Genomic DNA, 21,243 nt, shown 5'->3' with positions numbered 1-21,243 from the left:
GTCGCCGAGGATCAGCTGAGCCGCAGATGCCGGCGCTGAGGCGGACGCGAACGATGTCGGGAAGAGCAGGGACGCGGAGCTGCTGGAAAGGGGGGTGACGCTTGCGATCATCGACGGTCTCCTCAGGTTGGGAGAAGCTTGCGCGAACAGGTCATGCGGCAGGAAGGCGTCATGCTTGGCGACAGAATATCGAGCGGCGCCTTAGACTTAGTTAACATCTGAGCGTGAGATGTGGCGCTAACGAACCGCAGTCACCGCCACCCAGCTTGTTTCCTTGCCGTCATAGGCGCCGCCGAGCCACGCCTCGGTCTCGACGCTCTTCCACCTCGCAGCCCTCCTCCAGAGGTCGAGCAGTTCGTCTTCGGAGAGGTAGTTATAGTACCGCCCAAGCGCATCGGTGCCTTCTTGGGCCCCGGCCTTGAAGCTCGCCCACGCAACGCCACCGTCGATCAGCGCGCGATGGACCTTCCGGATGACGTGGGGCAGGTCGGCTCTTGCGACATGGGTCAGCGCGGCGCAGGCATAGACTCCGTCATAGGCTTCTCGTGCATCGAGCTGATCGAACAGCATTTTTCTCACCGGTTGGCCCAGCCTTTCAGATGCTATTGCCGCGAGCACGGGCGAACCATCAGTCGCGTGGAGCTGGAAGCCCGCCTGAAGGATCGCGGCGGCATCGACACCGGCGCCTGTCCCCAACTCCAGCACCTTTCCGCCCGGCTTGCAGCGGTCAAGGAAGGAGAACAGCCGAGGATTGCCGGCTCCCTCGCTGGCGGCATAGGCAGCGGCGTTCCGATCGTAGAAGCTAAGCGTCTCGTTGCTCATAGGGTGCTGGCGCCCGCCAAGTGGTTGTCCGAAGTTCAAAGCCGCAAGTGGTCAGCTACAAGGCGAGGTGCACTGGCCCGGACGATGAGCGCCCTCTGTGTCACTTCGTCGGCTGAGACCGTGCCGTCAGCTTGTTGCCATCCGGATCGCGAAGATACGCCACGAAGGCGCCATTCGGGCGTTCCGAGGGCGGAGTCTCGATGGAGGTACCGCCATGGGCGGTGCCGGCGTCATGCCAGGCGCGTACGTGGTCGGGGCTGGCGGCGGCAATCCCGATGGTCCCGCCATTGGCCGCAGTTGCCGGATGGCCGTCGATCGGCGTGGTGATCATCAGGCGCCCGCCCTCGTGCACATAGATCAGCCTGCCTCTCGCATCCATCTCGCCGGCCTTGCCGCCGAGCGCCGTGAACGTCGCATCATAGAAGGCTCTCGCCTTCTCCAGATCGTTGCTGCCGATCATGATGTGGGTGAACATGGGATCTCCTGCCGGCCTCAGCTGGCCGTTCTCGTTACACCTAACCTCGCCGCATTTCCCTAATGCACCGACTCCCCATCCTCCTCGCCGAGAAACGAGCGTATCCCGTCCCGCTCGGTGGTCGCGAGAAACTCTTCCCAGGCATCCTTGTCTGTTTCGAAGGTGTCTTCCCAGGTGGTCACGTCTTCCTCCTGGGAGATCACCTCGAGCGTCCAGCCCGCCTCGCTGCCGGCGGGTCTGTGGATGTCGACGAGGACGGTGATGCCGTCGTCCTCGAACTCGCCGGAAAAGTCGGAGTGCTCCAGTTTCGGCTCTTTTGCCATCGCGGTATGCTCCTTGGTGCGGACGCTGCCGCCAATGTCTCTGGATAGATCTCCGGCGGCTGACGCCGGAGACAGGGTCTGCGCTGGCCGCCGGTTACTCGGCCTGGTTCGCCTCGACCGTCACGCCCAGCACATCGGGCAGCGTGTTCGGCGCCCCCATGGCCGCACCCATGATCATCGGGAAGGGCACGGGGTTTGCGGGCTCCGCACTAATCTTGAAGCTGCCAGGATTGTCGAGGAAGGTGTTGACCGCTTCGCTCACCATCGTCTGCAGCTTCGGCACGTTGTATTGCGCCAGCATCAGCGGCGTCATGCCCTTCAGCATCTGCGCCATGGTCTCGCCGGAGACGCCCTGTTCCTTGCCGGCATAGTCCAGCGCTCGATTGATGATGCCGGCGTCCTCGAAGCGGATCTCGGCACTGTTGAACGTGAGCCGCTGCATCAGCCCGAGCATGGCGAGCCCGGCCGCGTCCTTGTTTTGCTGATTGTTCTGCTGCGCCTGCGCCTCGCCGAGCTCGTTGACGGCGCGCACGAAATCCATCGTGTAGCCGGAAAAGCTGAAAGCCATGGAGAGCGTGCCGACATTGGCGAAGTCGAGCGTATAATCCTTAATGTCCACGACGCCCTGTTGCGCCTGCCAGCTGCCGGACATGGTCATGCTGCCGTCAAGCGAGGTGAGGCCGAGCGCCTGCGCTGCGTCCCGCGACTTGGCATTCTCGATCGCGGAAAGATCCGCCTTGATTCCCTCGACCTCGACTTCGAAGCCAACGGACGAATTGTCTTCGGCCACGTCTGTCGTTGCGCGCGACGAGGCGACGGAAAACACTGTCTTTCCGTCGACCGTGACGGTTGTCGGGCCGGCGGAAGCTTCTTCGTAAACAAGCACTGAATCCAGTGTGTTCCCGGTCACCTCCGCCGGAACAGTAACGTTGTTCATCATAATGTCGGAGACCGAGACCGTGGTTTTGTCCTCGGTCACGTTGATATCGGGAAAGCTCACCTTCTCGATGAAGTAGCCGCCGTCGCTTTCTTCCTGCACGCCTTCCAGGGTCACGTCGCCCAGTGTCATGGCTTCCTGTTCCGGATCCGGCTTGTAGGTCGCGCCTCTCAGCGTGACGCTTGTGCCGTTTATGTCTACAGACTGCGCGTTCACCGGACTGCCAGGCATGCCCATGGCAGCATTTATTTTCGCCAGGAGGTCGGCGCCGTCCAGAGCTAAGGCGGGATGAGCCATCAACAGCATTCCGGTTCCGGCCATCAGGGCGCGCATCATGCTGGCGTGAGACATTGTGAACTCCTCGATCTCGGCCTTCCGGCCTCATGTTGGTTTGTCAGTTATAGGGGGAGGCATGCAAACGTCTATGGCTTTTGTATTGCCAGTTGCTTCGCTCGAGGGGCGGCCAATCCACCTTTGTCCTATGACGAATGTCATCCACAGGCACTTGAACCGCGAATCTTGCCGGAATTCCGGCTTTCCGCTAGTCAAGGGCCATGGGAAAAAATCTGACACCGCCGTCCGACGGCGAGGGCGGCGATCACATCCTTCCGATCGACCTCAAGGCGGCGCTTGAAGAGCGCTATCTCGCCTATGCTTTGTCGACGATCATGCACCGCGCGCTGCCGGACGTGCGCGACGGGCTGAAACCGGTTCACCGTCGCATCATCCATGCGATGAGCGAGATGGGCATCCGCCCCAACTCCGCGTTCAAGAAGTGCGCCCGTATCGTCGGTGATGTCATCGGTAAGTTCCATCCGCATGGCGATCAGTCGGTGTATGACGCGCTTGTGCGTCTGGCGCAGGATTTCTCCCAGCGTTACCCAATCGTCGATGGCCAGGGCAATTTCGGCAATATCGATGGCGATAGCGCCGCCGCCTATCGATATACCGAAGCGAGGATGACGGACGTCGCGGCGCTCCTGCTGGAAGGCATCGGCGAGGATGCCGTGGACTTCCGTCCAACCTATAACGAGGAAGACGAGGAGCCGGTGGTCCTGCCGGCAGCCTTCCCGAACCTGCTCGCCAATGGCGCCTCCGGCATCGCGGTCGGCATGGCGACGTCTATCCCGCCGCACAACGCGCATGAACTGTGCGATGCGGCGCTCCACCTCATCAAGCATCGGGATGCGACGGTCGAGAAGCTTGTCGAATTTGTGCCCGGTCCGGACATGCCGACCGGCGGCATCATCATCGACAGCCGCGAATCCATCATCGAGTGCTACAAGACCGGCCGCGGCGGTTTTCGTGTCCGCGCCAAGTGGGAGGTCGAGGATCTCGGCCGCGGCGGCTACCAGATCGTTGTCACCGAGATCCCTTACCAGGTTCAGAAGTCGCGGCTGATCGAGAAGATCGCCGAGCTCCTGATTGCGCGCAAGCTGCCGCTCCTCGAAGACGTACGCGACGAATCTGCCGAAGATGTCCGCGTCGTGCTCGTGCCGAAGAGCCGCACGGTGGATGCCACGCTCCTGATGGAATCACTCTTCCGCCTGACTGATCTGGAGAACCGCTTCCCGCTCAACATGAACGTCCTGTCCATGGGCAAGGTCCCCAAGGTCATGGCGCTCAACGATGTCCTGCTGGAATGGCTCGACCACCGCAAGGAGGTGTTGATCCGGCGCTCGAAGTTCCGGCTTGCCGCTATCGACCGGCGTCTGGAGATCCTCGGCGGCCTGCTGATCGCCTACCTCAACCTCGACGAGGTGATCCGCATCATCCGTGAGGAGGATGAGCCGAAGCCTGTGATGATCGCCAAATGGGATCTCACGGATATCCAGGCCGAAGCCATCCTCAACATGCGGCTGCGCAACCTGCGCAAACTCGAGGAATTCGAGATCCGCAAGGAGTTCGACGACCTCACCAAGGAAAAGGCCGACATCGAGGCGCTCCTCGCCTCGGATGAAAAGCTGTGGCGTGTGGTGGAAGTGGAAATCCAGGACGTCAAGAAGAAGTTCGCCAAGGCAACAGAGCTCGGCCGCCGCCGCACCCAGTTCGCCGAGGCGCCGGAAGCCGACTTGGACGCCATCCAACAGGCGATGATCGAGAAGGAGCCGGTCACGATCGTCATCTCGCAGAAGGGCTGGATCCGCGCGCTGAAGGGGCACATCGCCGATACTTCGACGCTCACCTTCAAGGAAGGCGATGCGCTGAAGGTGGCCTTCCCGGCGCAGACCACCGACAAGCTGCTGCTCCTCACCACCGGCGGCAAGGCCTATACGCTCGGCGCCGACAAGCTGCCGGGCGGCCGCGGCCACGGCGAACCAATCCGCATCATGGTCGACATGGAGAACGATCAGGACATCCTGACGGCTTTCGTCCATGACCCGTCGCGCAAGCTGATCCTTGCCTCCACAGCCGGCAACGGCTTCGTTGTGGCTGAGAGCGAGATGGTCGCCAATACCCGCAAGGGCAAGCAGATCATGAATGTCGGCATGCCTGACGAGGCCAAGCTCGTCGTGCCGGTTTCGGGAGACCACGTTGCCGTGGTCGGCGAGAACCGCAAGCTGCTCGTCTTCCCGCTCGTCCAACTGCCGGAAATGACCCGCGGCAAGGGCGTGCGTCTCCAGCGCTACAAGGACGGCGGCATTTCTGACGTCAAATGCTTTGCCATCGACCAGGGCCTCACCTGGGAAGATTCTGCCGGCCGCCTGTTCACCAAGACCAGGGAAGAACTTGTAGAATGGCTGGGCGACCGCGCCTCCGCCGGCCGTCTCGTGCCAAAAGGCTTCCCCCGCAGCGGCAAATTTGCCGGGTGATCAGGGATAGGGAATGGTGTGGTCGCGCAGGAAGCGCGTCGCACCTTCCTCGTCGATCTCGCCCGCAGCTACGGCGAGGACGAAAGCAACGACCTCCGCCTGCGTTGCCTCGATCAGGTAGCCGTTGATGAGCAGAAACGTGAAGGCGGCAAGGTAGGCGGTCCGCTTGTTGCCGTCTGCGAAGGCATGACTGCGCGCAAAGCCATAGAGGTAGGCTGCGGCCAAGCGAAAGATATCCTCTTCGCCATAGCTGTGGCGCGCTAATGCGGCCTCTAGGGCGTTCTCGTCGCGGGTGCCCGGCAGGCCACCGTGTTCTGCCAACTGCTCTCGGTGGATAATCTCGATTGCTGGCCGTGAAATCCATCTGAGCGTTGTCACTTGGCCAGTTCGCGCAGGGCAACCTTGTATTTCTGCATGCCCATGCGGGCAGCCTTCAGTTGTTCGGCGAGGTCGGCTTGCTCGGGCACAAGCGAGATGCTGCCGCCCTCCTCTCGGATTTCGACGGTGTCTCCCGCCTTCAGGCCAAGGCGGTCAAGCACATCCTTTGGAATGATGATGCCTTCGGAGTTGCCGATCTTGCGAATGGTCACATTCATGATTTTACCCCGTGTTGGAACGAAGTTATAACATGGGGGTGTTCCGACGGCAATCAAGCCGCGGCGAGCGCCATCGACCTCCGCCGCATCTGCCATACCGAATGCGCCACCAGCGCCAGAACGAGGATCGCCCCGCCGATCAGCGTCTGCGTCGTCGGCACCTCAGAGAAGATCATCCAGACCCAAATCGGCGCGAGGATCGTCTCCAGGAGGTAGAACATGCCGACTTCCGGGCCGCTGAGATAGCGCGGGCCGGTGGCGAGGCACCAGAAGGCGAGCGGGATCATCACCGCCCCGTCGAAGATGATCCAGGCGGGGGAGGCGACGTGGAAGCCGCCGTTGGCGACGAAGGCGAGGCCGATCACGGCCGGCAGGATCGTCGCCACCAGCGGCACGAAGCCCATATCGCGCCGCGTCTTGCGGGCAATGGTGATGGCGCCGGCGAGAAGCGCCGAGGTCAGCGCCGCCAGAAGGTCTCCAAGAAGTCCGCCCGCCTCCAGTCCGCCGGAAACGATCAATGCGACGCCTGCCACCATGGCGCCCATCGTCGCGACCGTGGAAACGGACGGCACTTCCCTCAGCACCAGCCAGCCCATCAGCGCCGCAAACATCGGTGTGAAGGCGACAATGAAGACGACGTTGGCGGTTGCTGTGTTGAACACCGCGCCAAGGAAGGTCATCGTCGAGAGGCCGTAGAAGAGACCGGCAAGAAGCCCGGCGCGACCGGGAATGAGCACCGGTGGGCATCTGGAGAGTGCCCGCAGAAGCAGCCACAGCAGCAGCGCCGCCATCAGCGTAAAGATGCTGCGCAATGCGATGATTGACCAGAGATCGCCTTGGCCAAGCTTGACCAGTGGTACGTCGAACGAGAGCGCCAGCCCCCCGATCGAGGTCAGCAGGAGGCCTTTCTTGTGATCGTTCATGTCAGGTACTGGCTCAGGGCTCGCCCGCCGGATCGTAGCGTTCCCAGCCGCGGGCAGTGAGGTGTTCTTGCGGCTGAAAGCGTGTCTTGTAGCCCATCTTGCTCGAACCCTTGACCCAATAGCCGAGATACACATGCGGCAGGCCAAGAGAATGTGCCCGCTTGATATGGTCGAGGATCATGAAGGTCCCAAACGAGCGCTTGGACAAGTTGGTGTCGAAGAAGGAATAAACCATGGAGAGCCCGTCGCTCATCAGGTCCGTCAATGCAACAGCCAGCAGTTCCCCTTTCGGCTTTTCGCCAATGCCGTCGCCGGGCTCCCGGCGGCGATACTCTATGATGCGGGTGTTGACGTGACTGTCCTCGACCATGATGGCGTAGTCGAGCGCCGACATGTCGGACATGCCGCCCTGCTGGTGGCGGTCGTCGAGGTAGCGCCGGAACAGCGAGAACTGCTCGGTCGAGGGTTGTGCCGGGTGAATGGTGGAGACCACGTCGCGGTTGGCGGCAAGAACGCGGCGCATCGAGCGCACCGGCTCGAACTCGTCGGCGAGGATGCGCACCGAGATGCAGGCGCGGCAGGTCTCACAGGCTGGTCGGTAGGCAATGTTCTGGGATCGGCGAAACCCGCCCTGGGTCAGCAGATCGTTCATGTCCGCCGCGCGGGGTCCCACAAGATGCGTGAACACCTTCCGCTCCAACTGACCGGGCAGATAGGGGCATGTTGCCGGAGCCGTCAGGTAGAACTGCGGGGAGGGCGTGGTCTGTGTGTTCATCGCGGCGCGAAGGGTCCCGTCTTGGCTTCATGCTGATGCCTTAACAGCCATACCATGGCGCAGATTGGCAAAAGGTCAACACTCTAGGCGCAACACCGGCGGGTGTGCGCCAGCAACCCTACGGGCGCTCACTCCGTCCGAACGATCACCGTACCGAGCAGCATGTCGTGCACGAGGCGCGATCGTTCGGTGAACAGGCCGATCAGCAGGATCAACGGCGTCAGGAACGAGTTGATGATCCAGAAGAGCACGGTGTGAACCATCGCAGTGAGGAAATCCATCCGCCGCCCGTCGAGTCGCACCATAGCGATGCCCATTGCGCGCATGCCAGGCGTTGCTTGGCTCGGGCCACCCAGTGTCATGCCGAAATAAAGAAGGGCAACGATAACGAACAGCGCCGGATACAGGAAGAAACCCAGCCCAAGCGTCAGTATGCCCAGAAAGAAGACAACCACTGCCGCGGGAATGCACAGCAGCAGCACGATCGCGTAATCGATCACGAAGGCAAACGCCCGCCGCGACAGGACGCCGCTATAGGCGCGCCAGTCGTCGGGCGCTGCAAGTGTCGGGTTAGGATCGATCGCCATGTCAGCCGTCTCCAGTTGCTCGATATGGATATGGGAGGGCGTGAGGCTCTGCGCAAGCGGCGCCTTCCTACCCCCTTGCCAGCTTCCGCGCCACGTCCACCGCAAAATACGAGAGGATCCCGTCGCAGCCCGCCCGCTTGAAGCACAGCAGCGTCTCCATCATGATCCTGTCGCCGTCGATCCAGCCGTTCATCGCAGCTGCCTTGATCTGGGTGTATTCGCCGGACACCTGGTAGGCGAAGGTCGGCAGGCCAAACGCGTCCTTCGTGCGCCAACAGATATCCAGATAGGCGAGGCCGGGCTTCACCATCAGCATGTCGGCGCCTTCCTCGACGTCGAGCGCGGCATCGCGCAGAGCCTCGGTGCTGTTGGCCGGACTGATGTAATAGCTGTTCTTGTCGCCTTTCAGCAGACCACCCGTGTTGATCGCCTCTCGGTAGGGACCATAGAAACCGGATGCGAACTTGGTGGCGTAGGACATGATGCCGACGTCCTGGTGGCCAGCCGCGTCGAGCGCCCGTCGGATCGCCCCGATCCGTCCGTCCATCATTTCGGAGGGCGCGATGATATCGGCGCCGGCATCCGCCTGCATTACGGCAGCCTTAACCACCTGATCCACCGTCTCGTCATTGACGATCACCCCGTCCTGCAGGATCCCGTCATGGCCGTGGCTGGTAAAGGGATCGAGGGCCACATCCGTGATGAGCCCGATATTGGGGACGGCCTTCTTGGCAGCACGTGTGAACTGGTTGATCAGATTGTCGCGCTGGAGAATTTCTGAACCCGTCGCGTCGCGCTTCTCCATCTCCACGTCAGGGAAGGGAGCGATCGCAGGAATGCCGAGATCCGCCGCCTCGCGGACAGCTTCCACCGCCTTGTCGACGCTGATGCGGTTGACGCCGGGCATGGCCGCAATAGGATCAACGATGCCGGTGCCCGGCACGAGGAAGATCGGCCAGATCAGGTCGTCGACCGTCAGCCGGTTTTCCTGCACCATGCGCCGGGTCCAGTCGGCCTTGCGGTTGCGCCGCATGCGGCGGTGGCCGGTGATTTTGTCGACGAGATGCGTCTTGTCGCTCATGAATGCCTCGCTCCTATGGCGTGTTGGCCCTCCTTAACATTCTGCGGAAGGATTGCGAATGGTCACTTCGCCACCCCCGATGACTAGCCCCCGCGGATCGCCATGACTATCATGTGGGGATGGAGCCTGATTCACCGACCGTACCGAAGCAAACCCTCGCCCAGCTTCTGTTCGTACTCTTCTTGCGGCTCGTGGCGATCGCTTGCCTGTGGCTCGGGCTGCAATATTGGGGAATGTTGGTCGGCTACTCGCTTGAAGGCAGGGGTCGGTTTGATCTCCTTTCCCTCCCATGGCAGGTAGCAGCGCCGTCCCTTGCCGTGCTTTTCCCTGTCGCCTCGCTCGGGCTGTGGCTCGCCGTGTCATGGGGCCCGGTTCTTTGGGTGCTGGCGGTCGCGGTCCAGTTTCTGATGTACGCGCTGTGGTCCGATATCTTTGGCGCCAACAGTGCGGTTCTTGCTTTTCACGTCCTCGTCGCGTGCCTCTACTCTCTTTTCCGCCTGGCTCTTTGGCTGGAAGAGCGTCGGAAGGCCGAACGGGTAACCACTGATTTACCTTAGATCGCAAGCTTTGGCGCCGGTTATTTGAATGATTTTTCGTGCTAAGCTATTGATACCACTAAGGTGAAATTAGGCCGGTCCCCAGCTGCCCCGCCGTCGCCGCAATTGCAGATCCTGGGGTAAGCTGCTGTTAAACATACCTTTTAAGTCGAATTTTATGGGCCTTCGATAATCTCACTCACAAGGCGGGAAGAAAACAAGAACCGCCAACCAAACAGTGAGGCAGAGATCATGAACACGAAAATGAAGCCGCAGGCAGCGGTCGCAGCAGACCCGCGTGAAGAAACCATCCGCTCGCTCTACATGGAATCCCTCCACTTGGTCGAGCGTCTCCACCGCCGCCTTCTCGACGTCATCAAGGACGAGTTCGAGCGGCAGGGCAGAGACGACATCAATGCCGTCCAGGCGCTCCTGCTCTTCAATATCGGGAACTCGGAACTGTCGGCCGGTGAACTCCGCTCACGCGGTTACTATCTCGGCTCCAACGTCTCCTACAACGTCAAGAAGCTGGTCGACCTCGGCTTCATCAACCACCAGCGCTCGCGCATCGACCGTCGCTCGGTCCGCATTAGCCTCACCGAAGACGGCCAGGAGATCGCCGAAACCGTTGCCAAACTCTATGAGCGCCACATCGGCTCGATCGAGAAGGTCGGCGGCATCGGCGAGGGTGAGTTTGCTCAGATGAACAAGCTTCTGCAGCGCCTGGACCGCTTCTGGAACGATAGCATCGCCTATCGCCTCTAGGCCGAATAGTCTCCAGTCTTCGTCAAACCGGATGCGTCCCCTGCGCGTCCGGTTGATGCATTATGCGAGAGCGGGCTGTGCAATCGGAAGACCTGGATTGGCGCGTGCGATGGCCGCCAGCAACGTCCGCTGGGCCTTCTTCAGCTTGTAACGATTATAACGCCAGCTGAGGGTCCGGAGAGGAATCAGGTTCTTTTCGCCAACACCGTCAACAAGAACAAACTCTGGCCGTCCCGAGCGCTCTTCCGTGTAGACCATGTTGCCGGGGTTCGGATCCCCTATGATGAGATGCAGGTCGATGCATTCATCGAACAAGGTGTTCAACGCCGCGACATGCATTGCTCGAACCTTCCCGCTTCTGATCAGGCTTTTGAGGGAGGGACCCATGGCGCCCGATTCGTTCTTGATCTTCTCGGTTACGAGGCCGAGGCCTTCCGAGGTTGGAAGGAAACCGAATGGCGTCGCCATCGGGAAGACGCTGCGCCTGTCTCCGTACCCGCGCCGGCATAGCTCCAGATACTGGTGGAGTTCGCGGCGAAACAGCCGGTACATTCCAAGCGGGCGCCTGAAGCGCAAGCGCTTGTCGTCCTTGAAGTGGCCAAACCCGTCTACCCTTTCTGGCCGAACGACTTTTATAACCGCGTCCGGCAGGTCAGGGTGGACGTAAACCAAACGAACGGTGCCGGCGTCCTGGTGGATGAGCGTCGATAGATCGAGAGGCTTTTCATCTCTCACCTTACCAGAATGCAGGGAGAGTGCGTCATGCCGCCAGTCTGTCGGTGGTGTCACGACCTTGCGTGGTTCCTCCATTCGGCGTGTACCCTTCAAATACGACCGTCACCAAAATGTCATAAATCCAAACCTCTCGACCAGCAAGCTTCCCCAGACACGAATTGGCCATATTGCCATGACATCCGCGATGATCTTGCCGGGATTGAAATCGCCTTTGGTGTCGGGGCCGGCTGCGCATTTGCGCCTTTTGTTAACCATGTTCCGCTAGGCCTGTATGGTGCATTGCGGGAACAGATGGGTAGGATGATGTCGAAGAAAATCGGATCGGAACATGTGTCTCGCCGGATGCTCCTGCGCTCGGCTGCTTCTTTCGGCGCCGCGGCGCTCGCCACTCCGGCGTTTGCGCAAACGGCAATCGAAAGTCTGATTGCGGCACCGCGTCGAGGCACCTGGGACGACCAGTTCGATGCGAGGGGCAGTTCCCGCACGGTTGCTGCGGTTGCCACCAACAATCCTGTTCTAGGTCCCCATGCTCCCGCCAACATCCAGCAGGCGATCATGGATTACCAGATGATCGTTGCCAATGGCGGGTGGCCACAGGTCAACCCGGCACAGACCCTGCGGATCGGTGTCGTGGATGGCACGGTGCAACAGGTGCGCCAGCGCCTGATGATCTCCGGAGACCTGCCGCAGTCTGCCGGCATGTCGTCGGCCTTCGACTCCTATGTTGACGGCGCGGTGAAGCGTTTCCAGGCCCGTCACGGTCTCCCGGCCGATGGGGTCATGGGCGAATTCACGGTCAAAGCCATGAATGTTTCAGCCGCGACGCGCCTGCAGCAGCTGGAGACCAACCTCGTGCGCCTGCAGGCGATGTCAGGCGACCTCGGTCGCCGATATGTGATGGTCAATATCCCTGCCGCTTATATCGAAGCTGTCGAGAATGGCCGCGTTGCGCTGCGAAATACTGCCGTCGTTGGCAAGATCGATCGTCCTACGCACGTCATCAACTCCAAGATCTATGAAGTCATCCTGAACCCTTACTGGACGGCGCCGCGCTCCATTATCGAGAAGGACATCGTGCCGTTGATGCGCAAGGACCCGACCTACCTGACACGCAACAACATCCGCCTGTTCGACGGCAACGGCAACGAGGTGGCGCCGGAGACGGTGGACTGGAACGCGCCAAAGGCGCCCAACCTGATGTTCCGCCAGGACCCGGGCAAGATCAACGCGATGGCGTCGACCAAGATCAACTTCCACAATCCGCACAACGAGTACATGCACGACACGCCCCAGCAGGGCCTGTTCAACAAGCTGATGCGATTTGAGTCCTCCGGCTGCATTCGCGCCCAGAACGTTCGCGATCTGACGAACTGGCTGCTCAAGGAGACGCCTGGTTGGGAACGCCAGAACATGGAGCGGGTCATCGCCAGCCGCGTCAATACGCCGATCAAGCTCGCCGAAGAAGTGCCGATCTACATCGTCTACATCAGCGCCTGGTCCGCCGCCGATGGCGTGGTCCAGTTCCGCGACGACATCTACCAGATGGACGGCGCAACCGAGTTGGCGCTGCAGACGACAACTGGCATAGAACAGTCAGCCGGCCCGATCAGCGAAGAAGACTTCCTGCCGCAGTAAGTGGCAATTGCCTAGCAGGCTTTCTTGAGCCGCGGCGTCCTGCCGCGGCTTTTTCGTCTCCGATGGTCGGCGAAGGACCTGCAAATCTTGCTCGCCGTATTGCCGAAAACGGGGCCACCCGTTAAGACGCGGGCACACGTATCGTGAGCCCTTGAGGAGCCTTGCCATGTCGAACACCGACGCCTTCTTCTCCCGTCCGCTGGCCGAGTCTGATCCCGACATCTTTGGCGCGATCGAGAAAGAGCTGGGTCGCCAGCGCCACGAGATCGAGCTGATCGCGTCGGAAAACATCGTCTCACGCGCCGTGCTCGAAGCCCAGGGCTCGATCATGACGAACAAGTATGCCGAAGGCTATCCGGGCAAGCGCTACTATGGCGGCTGCCAGTTCGTCGACATCGCGGAGGAGCTCGCGATCGAACGCGCCAAGAAGCTGTTTGGCGTCCACTTCGCCAACGTCCAGCCGAACTCGGGTTCGCAAATGAACCAGGCGGTGTTTCTCGCGCTCCTGCAGCCGGGCGACACCTTCATGGGTCTTGACCTGAATTCGGGCGGTCACCTGACGCACGGCTCGCCAGTCAACATGTCCGGCAAGTGGTTCAACGTCGTTTCCTACGGTGTGCGCGAGGAGGACCACCAGCTCGACATGGACGAGGTTGCCCGCAAGGCCGAGGAGCACAAGCCGAAGCTGATCATCGCCGGCGGTACCGCCTACTCGCGCATCTGGGACTGGAAGCGTTTCCGGGAGATCGCCGATTCTGTCGGCGCATACCTGATGGTCGACATGGCCCACATCGCCGGCCTCGTTGCCGGTGGGGTCCATGCGTCGCCGTTCCCGCATTGCCATGTCGCCACCACCACGACGCACAAGTCGCTTCGCGGCCCGCGCGGCGGGATGATCCTGACAAACGACGAGGATCTGGCGAAGAAATTCAACTCCGCCGTCTTCCCCGGCCTCCAGGGCGGCCCGCTGATGCACGTGATTGCCGCCAAGGCGGTCGCCTTCGGCGAGGCGCTGAAGCCGGAATTCAAGGATTATGCAGCCCAGATCGTCAAGAACGCCAAGACGCTGTCGGACACCCTGGTTAAGGGCGGCGTCGACATCGTCTCCGGCGGCACGGACAACCACCTGATGCTGGTCGACCTGCGCAAGAAGAACGCGACCGGCAAACGCGCCGAGGCAGCCTTGGGCCGCGCCTACATCACCTGCAACAAGAACGGCATTCCCTTCGATCCGGAAAAGCCCTTCGTCACCTCCGGTATCCGTCTCGGCACCCCGGCTGGCACCACCCGCGGCTTCAAGGAAGCGGAGTTCACCGAGATCGGCAATCTCATCGTTGAGGTTCTCGACGGCCTGAAGGTCGCCAATTCCGACGAAGGCAATGCCGCCGTGGAAGCCGCGGTGCGGGACAAGGTCGTGACGTTGACCGACCGCTTCCCGATGTACCCGTATCTGTAAGGACGAGGCATGCGCTGCCCCTATTGCAGTTCGGAAGACACGCAGGTCAAGGATTCGCGCCCGGCGGAGGACAACAGCTCCATCCGCCGGCGGCGCATCTGCCCGGAATGCGGCGGCCGCTTCACGACCTTCGAGCGGGTGCAGCTGCGCGAGCTGATGGTGACGAAGAAAACCGGCCGCAAGGTGCCTTTCGACCGCAACAAGCTGGTGCGCTCCTTCCAGATCGCGCTGCGCAAGCGCCCTGTCGACAATGACCGCATCGAGCGCGCCGTGTCCGGTATCGTGCGGCGGCTGGAAAGCTCCGGCGAGGCCGAGATTTCGTCCGAAGCCATCGGCCTGCAGGTGCTGGAATCCCTGAAGACGCTCGATGACGTCGCCTTCGTCCGCTATGCCTCGGTCTACCGGGATTTCTCCCATGCGGAGGACTTCGAGAAGGTCATCGAGGAAATCAACGCCAAGATCGCCCGCGACACCGGGCTCGAGCCTTAGCCGTGGCGACCAGCCACGAAGACCGGCGCTACATGGCGGCTGCCATGCGGCTGTCGCGCTGGCATACCGGGCTTACCGCCACCAATCCGTCGGTCGCAGCCCTTGTGGTCAAGGATGGCGCGGTCGTCGGCCGGGCCGTCACGGCTCCCGGGGGGCGCCCGCATGCCGAAACCCAGGCGCTCGCGGAAGCTGGCGAGCAGGCGAGGGGGGCGACCCTCTATGTCACGCTCGAACCCTGTTCCCACCACGGCAAGACGCCGCCCTGCGCCGATGCGATCGTGAGAGCCGGCGTGGCCCGGGTGGTCGTTTCCCTGACCGATCCTGACCCCCGCGTCTCCGGCCGCGGCCTTGCGATCCTGCGCGAGGCAGGCATCGCCGTGGACAGCGGCGTGATGGAGGAGGAGGGCCGCCGGGCACTTTCCGCCTACCTCATGCGCCAGACGAGGGGCCGACCGCAAGTGACCTTGAAGCTTGCGGTTTCCGCCGATGGCATGATCGGCCGGCGCGATGCGGGCCAGGTCGCCATCACCGGCCCCGCCGCCCGCGCGCAGTCCCACGTCCTGCGCGCCGAAACCGACGCCATCCTCGTCGGCATCGGCACGGCGCTCGCCGACGATCCCGAACTCACCTGCCGAACGCCCGGCCTCGAAGGCCGCTCGCCGCTGCGCATCGTCCTCGACCGCCGCCTCGACCTGCCGCCGACGTCGAAGCTCGCCCGCACCGCGCGCGAGGTTCCGGTGCTGGTGGCGTCGCTTGCTCCTGTGGCTGACGACAGCGACCGCCCGGCACGTCGCGCCACCCTGACGGCCGCCGGCGTCGAGGTCATGGAAACAGAATCGCTCGCCACGCTCCTCAATACGCTCGCTGCCCGCGGCGTCTCTTCGCTCCTCGTCGAAGGCGGCGCGGCGGTGGCGAAGAGCTTCCTTGAGGCCGGCCTCGTCGACCGCATCGTCCTCTTCGAGGGCGCCGTCACGGTCGGCGCCGACGGCCTTGCGTCGCCGCTCACCCGTGCCGATATACCCGCTGGCTTCCGCCTCCTGCGCGAGGCGGCTTTCGGCCCCGACCGGCTCACCGAATACGAAAGGTCCTCCTGATGTTCACCGGCATCGTCACCGATATTGGCACCGTATCCGCCGTCACGCCGATGGACGAGGGCGTGCGTCTGAGGATCGCCACCAGCTACGATCCGGCGACTATCGACATCGGCGCCTCGATCGCCCATTCCGGCGTCTGCCTGACGGTGACCGCCCTTTCCGACGACACCTCCAACAGCCGCTGGTTCGAGGTCGAGGCCTGGGAAGAGGCGCTGCGGCTGACCACCATTGCCGGCTGGCGCGAGGGCACCCGCATCAACCTCGAGCGCGCCCTCAAGATCGGCGACGAGCTCGGCGGCCACATCGTGTCCGGCCATGTCGACGGCAAGGCGGAGATCCTCTCCGTCGAGCCGGAAGGCGAGGCGGTGCGCATCCGCCTGCGTGCGCCCGAAGGCCTCGCCCGCTTCGTCGCACCAAAAGGCTCGGTGGCGCTCGACGGCACCTCGCTCACCGTCAACGCCGTCGACGGCGCCGATTTCGACATCCTCCTGATCCGCCACACGCTCGCCGTCACCACCTGGGGCGACCGCAAGCCCGGCGATTTCGTCAACTTCGAGGTCGACACCATGGCCCGTTACGCCGCGCGTCTCGCCGAATTTCAGGGTTAGGCCAGCCAACCCGCGGGTAAAAAATATCTTCCGCCCCGCTGTCGGAGTGCAGGGAGTCCATTCGTCTTCCACAGTGTCGACGCGCAAGGCGCGACACGCGAAGATCATGACCGGAGGAGAATGCACATGGCCAGGAATACCATCTGCCTGTGGTACGACAAGAACGCCGAGGAGGCGGCCCGCTTCTATGGGAAGACCTTTCCCGACAGCAGCGTCGGCGCCGTCATCCGCGCACCGGGCGATTATCCGGATGGCCGCGAGGGCGATGTCCTCGTGGTCGAGTTCACGGTGCTCGGCGTCGCCTGCGTCGGGCTGAACGGCGGCCCGCATTTCAAGCAGAGCGAAGCCTTTTCCTTCCAGGTCGAGACCGAGGACCAGGAAGAAACCGACCGCTACTGGGACGCGATCGTCGGCAACGGCGGGCAAGAGAGCGAATGCGGCTGGTGCAAGGACAGATGGGGCCTGTCCTGGCAGATCACCCCGCGCATCCTGATGGATGCTATGCGTCAGGGCGGGCCCGTGGCAAAACGCGCCTTCGACGAGATGATGACCATGCGCAAGCTCGACGTCGCCAGGATCGAAGCCGCCATCCGCGGCTGATCCCGCCCTCGAGCAGGGGACAATGAGCGGCGCCACGGGGGGCAGAGGGCAGGGCGGCACGAGAGCCGGGCCGGGCGCAATTCGCCCCACGGGACGGCACGTCGCCGCACCTCTCCTCCCCGCCCTTCGCAAGGCACCCGCGAGGTCTATGGAGAGGCGACCAACCGAGGACCGCCCGCCATGCATCCCGATCTCACCGCCCGCGCCGCCCATTCCGCCGAAATCCGCGCAAGGGCGGCAGCCGAGATGCAGGCGATCGGCATCGATGAGGTCTTCATCGCAACGCTGGTGGAAACCTTCTACGGCCGCGTGCGCGCACACCCAGAGCTCGGCCCCGTATTCGACGCCCGCCTTGCCGGCCGCTGGGATTCGCACATGGAAAAGATGGTCGCCTTTTGGTCCTCCGTCGCCTTGCGCACCGGCGCCTATGGCGGCAAGCCCGTGCAGGCGCATCTCGGCATTGCCAACATGACGCCCGACCTCTTCCCGCAATGGCTCGCCCTCTTTTCCGAAACCCTCGATGCCATCGCCCCGAGCCCGGCGGCGAAGAGCTGGTTCATGAGCACCGCCGACCGCATCGCCAGAAGCTTGACGTTGTCGCTGTTCTACAACCCGGCGCTGGACGATCCGGCGCGGGCTGGGTGAGGGGGTATTCCTCCGACCGCTTCCCCTCACCAACACAATCCGCGGCTTGGCTTTGCTGAGATCGTGATCTTGTAACCTCTCCCGCGAGGCGAGCACGGGCCGCTACTCGAACCGCTCGTCGATATGCTCGACCTGTTCCGAGATCACGTTGTCGATCACCACATGCGACAGCAGCACCGGCCCCACCGCCCAGAGGGCGCGTATATGGTCGGTATCCTCGTGACGCCGATGCGCTTCTTCGCTGGTGAATGCCTCCGCCAGCAGGATCTTGTCCGGATCCTCCGGCATGGGCACCAGCTCGATGTAGAGACAGTCCGGATCGAGCCTGCTCTTCTCCAGATGATCCCGCGCCGCCTCGAGATACTCCGCCCGCTTTCCGGGCTTGGTAATGAAGAACCCCACGATGACTTTCATGGCACCCTCCGAGCATGGACGAGGGTGGCATGGTGGCGAGGGCGCGGGGGTTGGCAAGGAGGGGCTGTCGGTGAGGAGTGGTCAGCGCAGCCAGCGGACGTCGGTGCCGAGCGCCGCTCGCCCACCTCGGATCAGGGGGCGATTGAGCCACATCACTCCTAAGATTCTGAGTGAATGCACCACCAATGGCCGCAGTCGGCCCAAAGCGGACAGCAGAAGCGAAGACAAATTGCCCGCCACTCTGTTGTGCGTCATGTCTATCTTCGCCTGAGCCTGAGTGAATTGCCTTGGCCTCGTTGTGTTCCGGCGTGGAATACTGACCCCTCTGGGGGGGGAATCGGCGTCCAGTTTTGGACGCCGATAAGGGGGAGTATTGCGCGCCGATTGACAGACGGAGCCATTTTTCGTTTGCAAGCCGTTTCACTCGACTCGCCAGGTCAAGCGACGTGCTCGAAAGGTGTACGTCGGCTTCACCCGCGGAAATCGATTCTCAAGGCCTCGGCAGGTGAAAGGACCTGCCGAGGCCTGGTTTGGCTCAAGGGCGAGACGCCGTTGAGCGCTATAAGGATGAGCAGACAGAAGCTCAGGTTCCAGAGAGGTGCTCCGGTCGAAGCCAGGATCTGTCGCACCCAATCGGTTGTCCGCAGTCAGGCGCTGGTGACCTTGAGCTGGCCTGTCTTCCACAGAGAGTAGCCGACGCCAGCGGCGAGGATCAGGAAGGTTATGCCCAGCGACCACTCTGGCGGGAACTTCTCCCAACCCAAGGCATCGGCCACGAAGATCTTCGAACCGATGAACACCAGCAACACCGAAAGCGCGTATTTCAGGTAGGCGAAGCGGTGCAGGATGGCGTCGAGCGCAAAGTAGAGGGCACGTAAACCAAGAATGGCGAAGATGTTCGAGGTGTAGACGAGATAAGGGTCGGTGGTGATGGTGAAGACCGCGGGCACCGAATCCACCGCAAACACAAGGTCTGCGACTTCGATCATGATCAGGGCAAGGAAGAGTGGCGTCACGAAACGCTTCAGCTTGCCCGTGACCGGATCCTGCTTCTTTACGAAAAAGTCGTGACCATGCAGATCATCCGTTACGTTCATTCGGCGCTTGAGGAAACGGAGCAGACCGTTATCCTCGATCTTGTGCTCCTTGTCCGCCATGAACAGCATCTTGATGCCGGTCACGATCAGGAAGCCGGCGAAGATGTACAGGACCCAGTGATACTGTTCGACGATCGTCGCACCGAGAGCGATCATGATACCGCGCAGCAGGATGACGCCGAGGATGCCCCAGAACAGCACGCGGTGCTGGTACTGACGCGGCACCGCGAAGAAGGCAAAGATGAGGGCGATGACAAAGATGTTGTCCATCGCCAGCGTCTTCTCCACGACGAAGGCCGTCAGATACTGGGCGGTTGCTGTTGTTCCCATTTGCCAATAGATGAAGCCGGCAAAAGAGAGGCCCAGCGTAATGTACATCGCCGATAGCTTCAGGCTCTCGGCGACGCCGATTTCGTGATCGTCCTTGTGGAGCACGCCTAGATCGAAGGCGAGGAGTGCCGCGACCACAAGCATGAAGATAAGCCACATCCATAACGGTTGGCCTAGGAACAGAAAGAGAAGGATTTCCAAGATGTTGACCTCTGTTGCATCGCCGACTCGATGCAAAGCGCGCGCACGTGGTCTCGCAAGAGGTCCGGTCCGGGCTTGACATCGAGCTTGCTCGATGCGGTCCGACATCACGAGGACAATCCACGTCAGAGGGGCCCGGTCCGCAGAGCGCAATATGCAGATTTCCGGGCAGCTTTCAAGTGAGGTCCGGTGACATTTTTGTTCCGCAAGGCAACCCCAGCAACGGAAGGCAGCAACTCATGGCATTTCCACGGGCGTTGCCACGGACGCCGAAGGAGCGCATGCCACCGCGGCTGCGAGGCCTTGCGGTCGCCAGGAGACTTCACGGTCACGTCGAATGCTTCTTCTGGCGCTCAGCCCGACGTCCGGAAGCTCCTCGTCGGATCGATCCGGAGTGTTGAGCATCCAAGCCTCTAGCGACGGCAAAATTTCGCCACTGGTGCGTCCTTGCTCGTTGCGAAATCAAGAAAATATCTTGTTGGCCCGATGTGCTGCACGCCAGAACTTCTGGCTTGAACAATGCAAGTTCCCGGGTCGCTCTGCGTATCTCCAGTCTGACCCTGATCGATTAGTTGGCGCAGCTGAGCCATCACGGCGGTCGGTCGAAGAGCAACTTGACCTTTGATGGTCATGTCAGAATGTCGAGCCTCGTGGCTGAGGCTTGAGTGTTGACGTCATCAGGAATGTCGTCGGGTCCCTCAGGTCGCGCACAACATTTACCACATCGCGGTGCAGCGGGTTATAAGGAGGCTTCCCACGTGAAGGAGAAGCTTCGTGATCCGTGCCACAAATTTCATTCATGCATTCAGTGATGTGACCGAGTTCTGGTCTCCTAAGGTAGTTGGTCGCGTCAACGATCAGTTCGTGAAAGTGGCCTAGATCAAGGGTGAGATTGCCTGGCATAAACACGATGACGAAGATGAGTTGTTCCTGGTCGTAAAAGGCAAATTGAGACTTCAATTCGAGGGCGCAGCGGAAACGAGCCTCAGCGAGGGCGACTTTTGTGTGGTGCCAAGAGGCACGCTGCACAATCCCGTGGCAGATGAAGAATGCTGGATTGTGTTGATCGAGACAGTCACGACCAAACACACGGGCGATGTCATGACGCCGCTAACGAAGTCTATTGAAAGCCAGATGGATTAGACGAGCTGTTGCGCAGGTTTCCTCGGCGCAATCGCGGGAGGCGGCAATCGGGGGCTGGTTCCCTCGTTCGGTGACCGCTTATGGCGGATACTGTTGAAAAAGGCGCGCTGTAATCTTGCTCCGACGTTTCCGTCGTTTGGACGTGCGGAGACGTATTCCCCTT

General features: G+C 61.7%; 24 protein-coding genes and 1 pseudogene. 12 read left to right on the top strand and 13 right to left on the bottom strand.

The genetic code is table 11. From position 1 onward, the window contains the following. Nucleotides 1-237: 237 nt before the first annotated feature. From LXM96_RS17065 to LXM96_RS17050, 4 genes are all read right to left on the bottom strand, one after another. Complete coding sequence (locus tag LXM96_RS17065; RefSeq protein WP_239999764.1) at nt 238-822, bottom strand: class I SAM-dependent methyltransferase; 585 nt, start codon at nt 820-822, stop codon at nt 238-240. A 100-nt stretch (nt 823-922) separates the two neighbouring features. Beyond that, nucleotides 923-1,297: a VOC family protein gene (locus LXM96_RS17060; RefSeq protein WP_239999763.1), complete on the bottom strand. Its 375-nt coding sequence runs from the start codon at nt 1,295-1,297 to the stop codon at nt 923-925. 59 nt (nt 1,298-1,356) lie between these two features. Next, the gene (locus LXM96_RS17055; RefSeq protein ID WP_239999762.1) at nt 1,357-1,620 is read right to left on the bottom strand and encodes a hypothetical protein; all 264 of its coding nucleotides are present in this window, start codon (nt 1,618-1,620) and stop codon (nt 1,357-1,359) included. A 94-nt stretch (nt 1,621-1,714) separates the two neighbouring features. Continuing rightward, nucleotides 1,715-2,833, bottom strand: coding sequence for a hypothetical protein (locus LXM96_RS17050; protein WP_449619159.1), 1,119 nt, complete (start codon nt 2,831-2,833; stop codon nt 1,715-1,717). On the opposite strand from LXM96_RS17050, the pseudogene LXM96_RS21885 reads away from it, so the two are divergent. Next, a pseudogene (locus LXM96_RS21885) lies at nt 2,779-2,913 on the top strand (hypothetical protein); the annotation flags it as partial. The gene LXM96_RS17050 and the pseudogene LXM96_RS21885 sit on opposite strands and share 55 nt — an antisense overlap. Nucleotides 2,914-3,111: 198 nt before the next feature. Then, nucleotides 3,112-5,370 carry a DNA topoisomerase IV subunit A gene (gene parC, locus LXM96_RS17045; RefSeq protein ID WP_239999760.1) on the top strand — a complete coding sequence of 753 codons (2,259 nt, stop codon included), beginning with the start codon at nt 3,112-3,114 and terminating at the stop codon, nt 5,368-5,370. Here parC and LXM96_RS17040 read toward each other — a convergent pair whose 3' ends face one another. The 6 genes from LXM96_RS17040 to hemB form a co-directional block, all read right to left on the bottom strand. Further along, nucleotides 5,371-5,748, bottom strand: a complete 378-nt coding sequence (locus tag LXM96_RS17040; protein WP_239999758.1) for a type II toxin-antitoxin system death-on-curing family toxin — start codon at nt 5,746-5,748, stop codon at nt 5,371-5,373. Then, nucleotides 5,745-5,966 (bottom strand): AbrB/MazE/SpoVT family DNA-binding domain-containing protein, encoded by a 222-nt coding sequence (locus tag LXM96_RS17035; RefSeq protein ID WP_239999757.1) that lies wholly within the window; start codon nt 5,964-5,966, stop codon nt 5,745-5,747. Before LXM96_RS17035 ends, LXM96_RS17040 begins: the two co-directional genes overlap by 4 nt. A gap of 53 nt (nt 5,967-6,019) precedes the next feature. Next, nucleotides 6,020-6,889 (bottom strand): DMT family transporter, encoded by an 870-nt coding sequence (locus LXM96_RS17030; protein WP_239999756.1) that lies wholly within the window; start codon nt 6,887-6,889, stop codon nt 6,020-6,022. A gap of 13 nt (nt 6,890-6,902) precedes the next feature. Further along, on the bottom strand, nt 6,903-7,664 hold the full coding sequence (locus LXM96_RS17025; protein WP_239999755.1) for an arginyltransferase: 762 nt from the start codon (nt 7,662-7,664) through the stop codon (nt 6,903-6,905). Between the two features lie 128 nt (nt 7,665-7,792). Beyond that, a complete protein-coding gene (locus LXM96_RS17020; protein WP_239999754.1) occupies nt 7,793-8,251 on the bottom strand; it encodes an RDD family protein in 459 nt (152 codons plus the stop codon). Nucleotides 8,252-8,318: 67 nt separating this feature from the next. Beyond that, the gene (gene hemB / locus LXM96_RS17015; RefSeq protein WP_239999753.1) at nt 8,319-9,332 is read right to left on the bottom strand and encodes a porphobilinogen synthase; all 1,014 of its coding nucleotides are present in this window, start codon (nt 9,330-9,332) and stop codon (nt 8,319-8,321) included. A 119-nt stretch (nt 9,333-9,451) separates the two neighbouring features. On the opposite strand from hemB, the gene LXM96_RS17010 reads away from it, so the two are divergent. Beyond that, entirely contained in the window at nt 9,452-9,889 is a 438-nt protein-coding gene (locus LXM96_RS17010; RefSeq protein WP_239999752.1) for a DUF6163 family protein, read from the top strand. Nucleotides 9,890-10,120: 231 nt separating this feature from the next. Continuing rightward, entirely contained in the window at nt 10,121-10,633 is a 513-nt protein-coding gene (gene ldtR / locus LXM96_RS17005) for a transcriptional regulator LdtR (RefSeq protein WP_239999751.1), read from the top strand. Nucleotides 10,634-10,693: 60 nt separating this feature from the next. Here the strand turns inward: ldtR and LXM96_RS17000 are convergent, their stop codons facing one another. Then, the gene (locus LXM96_RS17000; protein WP_239999749.1) at nt 10,694-11,443 is read right to left on the bottom strand and encodes a YrbL family protein; all 750 of its coding nucleotides are present in this window, start codon (nt 11,441-11,443) and stop codon (nt 10,694-10,696) included. Between the two features lie 228 nt (nt 11,444-11,671). Here LXM96_RS17000 and LXM96_RS16995 point away from each other — a divergent pair, with 228 nt between their 5' ends. The 7 genes from LXM96_RS16995 to LXM96_RS16965 all read left to right on the top strand — a co-directional run bounded on the left by LXM96_RS16995 (nt 11,672) and on the right by LXM96_RS16965 (nt 17,895). Beyond that, entirely contained in the window at nt 11,672-13,003 is a 1,332-nt protein-coding gene (locus LXM96_RS16995) for a L,D-transpeptidase family protein (RefSeq protein WP_239999748.1), read from the top strand. 166 nt (nt 13,004-13,169) lie between these two features. Next, on the top strand, nt 13,170-14,459 hold the full coding sequence (gene glyA / locus LXM96_RS16990; protein ID WP_239999747.1) for a serine hydroxymethyltransferase: 1,290 nt from the start codon (nt 13,170-13,172) through the stop codon (nt 14,457-14,459). 9 nt (nt 14,460-14,468) lie between these two features. Then, nucleotides 14,469-14,948 (top strand): transcriptional regulator NrdR, encoded by a 480-nt coding sequence (nrdR, locus tag LXM96_RS16985; RefSeq protein ID WP_239999746.1) that lies wholly within the window; start codon nt 14,469-14,471, stop codon nt 14,946-14,948. A 2-nt stretch (nt 14,949-14,950) separates the two neighbouring features. After that, entirely contained in the window at nt 14,951-16,042 is a 1,092-nt protein-coding gene (ribD, locus tag LXM96_RS16980) for a bifunctional diaminohydroxyphosphoribosylaminopyrimidine deaminase/5-amino-6-(5-phosphoribosylamino)uracil reductase RibD (RefSeq protein ID WP_317208269.1), read from the top strand. Then, on the top strand, nt 16,042-16,650 hold the full coding sequence (locus LXM96_RS16975; protein WP_239999745.1) for a riboflavin synthase: 609 nt from the start codon (nt 16,042-16,044) through the stop codon (nt 16,648-16,650). Before ribD ends, LXM96_RS16975 begins: the two co-directional genes overlap by 1 nt. A 126-nt stretch (nt 16,651-16,776) precedes the next feature. Then, the gene (locus LXM96_RS16970) at nt 16,777-17,250 is read left to right on the top strand and encodes a VOC family protein (protein ID WP_239999744.1); all 474 of its coding nucleotides are present in this window, start codon (nt 16,777-16,779) and stop codon (nt 17,248-17,250) included. Nucleotides 17,251-17,430: 180 nt separating this feature from the next. Continuing rightward, a complete protein-coding gene (locus LXM96_RS16965; protein WP_239999743.1) occupies nt 17,431-17,895 on the top strand; it encodes a group III truncated hemoglobin in 465 nt (154 codons plus the stop codon). Nucleotides 17,896-17,997: 102 nt separating this feature from the next. Here LXM96_RS16965 and LXM96_RS16960 read toward each other — a convergent pair whose 3' ends face one another. Together LXM96_RS16960 and LXM96_RS16955 are read right to left on the bottom strand one after the other, a co-directional pair. Beyond that, on the bottom strand, nt 17,998-18,309 hold the full coding sequence (locus LXM96_RS16960; protein WP_239999742.1) for a putative quinol monooxygenase: 312 nt from the start codon (nt 18,307-18,309) through the stop codon (nt 17,998-18,000). A 647-nt stretch (nt 18,310-18,956) separates the two neighbouring features. After that, nucleotides 18,957-19,937 (bottom strand): TerC family protein, encoded by a 981-nt coding sequence (locus LXM96_RS16955; protein WP_239999741.1) that lies wholly within the window; start codon nt 19,935-19,937, stop codon nt 18,957-18,959. A 924-nt stretch (nt 19,938-20,861) separates the two neighbouring features. Here LXM96_RS16955 and LXM96_RS21880 point away from each other — a divergent pair. Next, on the top strand, nt 20,862-21,080 hold the full coding sequence (locus LXM96_RS21880; protein WP_394801985.1) for a cupin domain-containing protein: 219 nt from the start codon (nt 20,862-20,864) through the stop codon (nt 21,078-21,080). Nucleotides 21,081-21,243: the final 163 nt, after the last annotated feature.

This window comes from Rhizobium halophilum (assembly GCF_021648825.1).
GTDB lineage: Bacteria > Pseudomonadota > Alphaproteobacteria > Rhizobiales > Rhizobiaceae > Neorhizobium > Neorhizobium halophilum.
This window is presented reverse-complemented; position numbering and strand designations above follow the sequence as displayed.

Excerpts from the sequence above, each read along its gene's own strand:
- LXM96_RS17020 (WP_239999754.1), bottom strand. The coding sequence starts at position 8,251 with ATGGCGATCGATCCTAACCCGACACTTGCAGCGCCCGACGACTGGCGC.
- LXM96_RS17065 (WP_239999764.1), bottom strand. The coding sequence starts at position 822 with ATGAGCAACGAGACGCTTAGCTTCTACGATCGGAACGCCGCTGCCTAT.
- parC (WP_239999760.1), top strand. The coding sequence starts at position 3,112 with ATGGGAAAAAATCTGACACCGCCGTCCGACGGCGAGGGCGGCGATCAC.
- glyA (WP_239999747.1), top strand. The coding sequence starts at position 13,170 with ATGTCGAACACCGACGCCTTCTTCTCCCGTCCGCTGGCCGAGTCTGAT.
- LXM96_RS17025 (WP_239999755.1), bottom strand. The coding sequence starts at position 7,664 with ATGAACACACAGACCACGCCCTCCCCGCAGTTCTACCTGACGGCTCCG.
- LXM96_RS16975 (WP_239999745.1), top strand. The coding sequence starts at position 16,042 with ATGTTCACCGGCATCGTCACCGATATTGGCACCGTATCCGCCGTCACG.
- LXM96_RS17035 (WP_239999757.1), bottom strand. The coding sequence starts at position 5,966 with ATGAATGTGACCATTCGCAAGATCGGCAACTCCGAAGGCATCATCATT.
- LXM96_RS16965 (WP_239999743.1), top strand. The coding sequence starts at position 17,431 with ATGCATCCCGATCTCACCGCCCGCGCCGCCCATTCCGCCGAAATCCGC.
- ldtR (WP_239999751.1), top strand. The coding sequence starts at position 10,121 with ATGAACACGAAAATGAAGCCGCAGGCAGCGGTCGCAGCAGACCCGCGT.
- LXM96_RS16970 (WP_239999744.1), top strand. The coding sequence starts at position 16,777 with ATGGCCAGGAATACCATCTGCCTGTGGTACGACAAGAACGCCGAGGAG.
- LXM96_RS16995 (WP_239999748.1), top strand. The coding sequence starts at position 11,672 with ATGTCGAAGAAAATCGGATCGGAACATGTGTCTCGCCGGATGCTCCTG.
- LXM96_RS16960 (WP_239999742.1), bottom strand. The coding sequence starts at position 18,309 with ATGAAAGTCATCGTGGGGTTCTTCATTACCAAGCCCGGAAAGCGGGCG.
- LXM96_RS17055 (WP_239999762.1), bottom strand. The coding sequence starts at position 1,620 with ATGGCAAAAGAGCCGAAACTGGAGCACTCCGACTTTTCCGGCGAGTTC.
- LXM96_RS17030 (WP_239999756.1), bottom strand. The coding sequence starts at position 6,889 with ATGAACGATCACAAGAAAGGCCTCCTGCTGACCTCGATCGGGGGGCTG.
- LXM96_RS17010 (WP_239999752.1), top strand. The coding sequence starts at position 9,452 with ATGGAGCCTGATTCACCGACCGTACCGAAGCAAACCCTCGCCCAGCTT.
- LXM96_RS17060 (WP_239999763.1), bottom strand. The coding sequence starts at position 1,297 with ATGTTCACCCACATCATGATCGGCAGCAACGATCTGGAGAAGGCGAGA.
- LXM96_RS17000 (WP_239999749.1), bottom strand. The coding sequence starts at position 11,443 with ATGGAGGAACCACGCAAGGTCGTGACACCACCGACAGACTGGCGGCAT.
- hemB (WP_239999753.1), bottom strand. The coding sequence starts at position 9,332 with ATGAGCGACAAGACGCATCTCGTCGACAAAATCACCGGCCACCGCCGC.
- nrdR (WP_239999746.1), top strand. The coding sequence starts at position 14,469 with ATGCGCTGCCCCTATTGCAGTTCGGAAGACACGCAGGTCAAGGATTCG.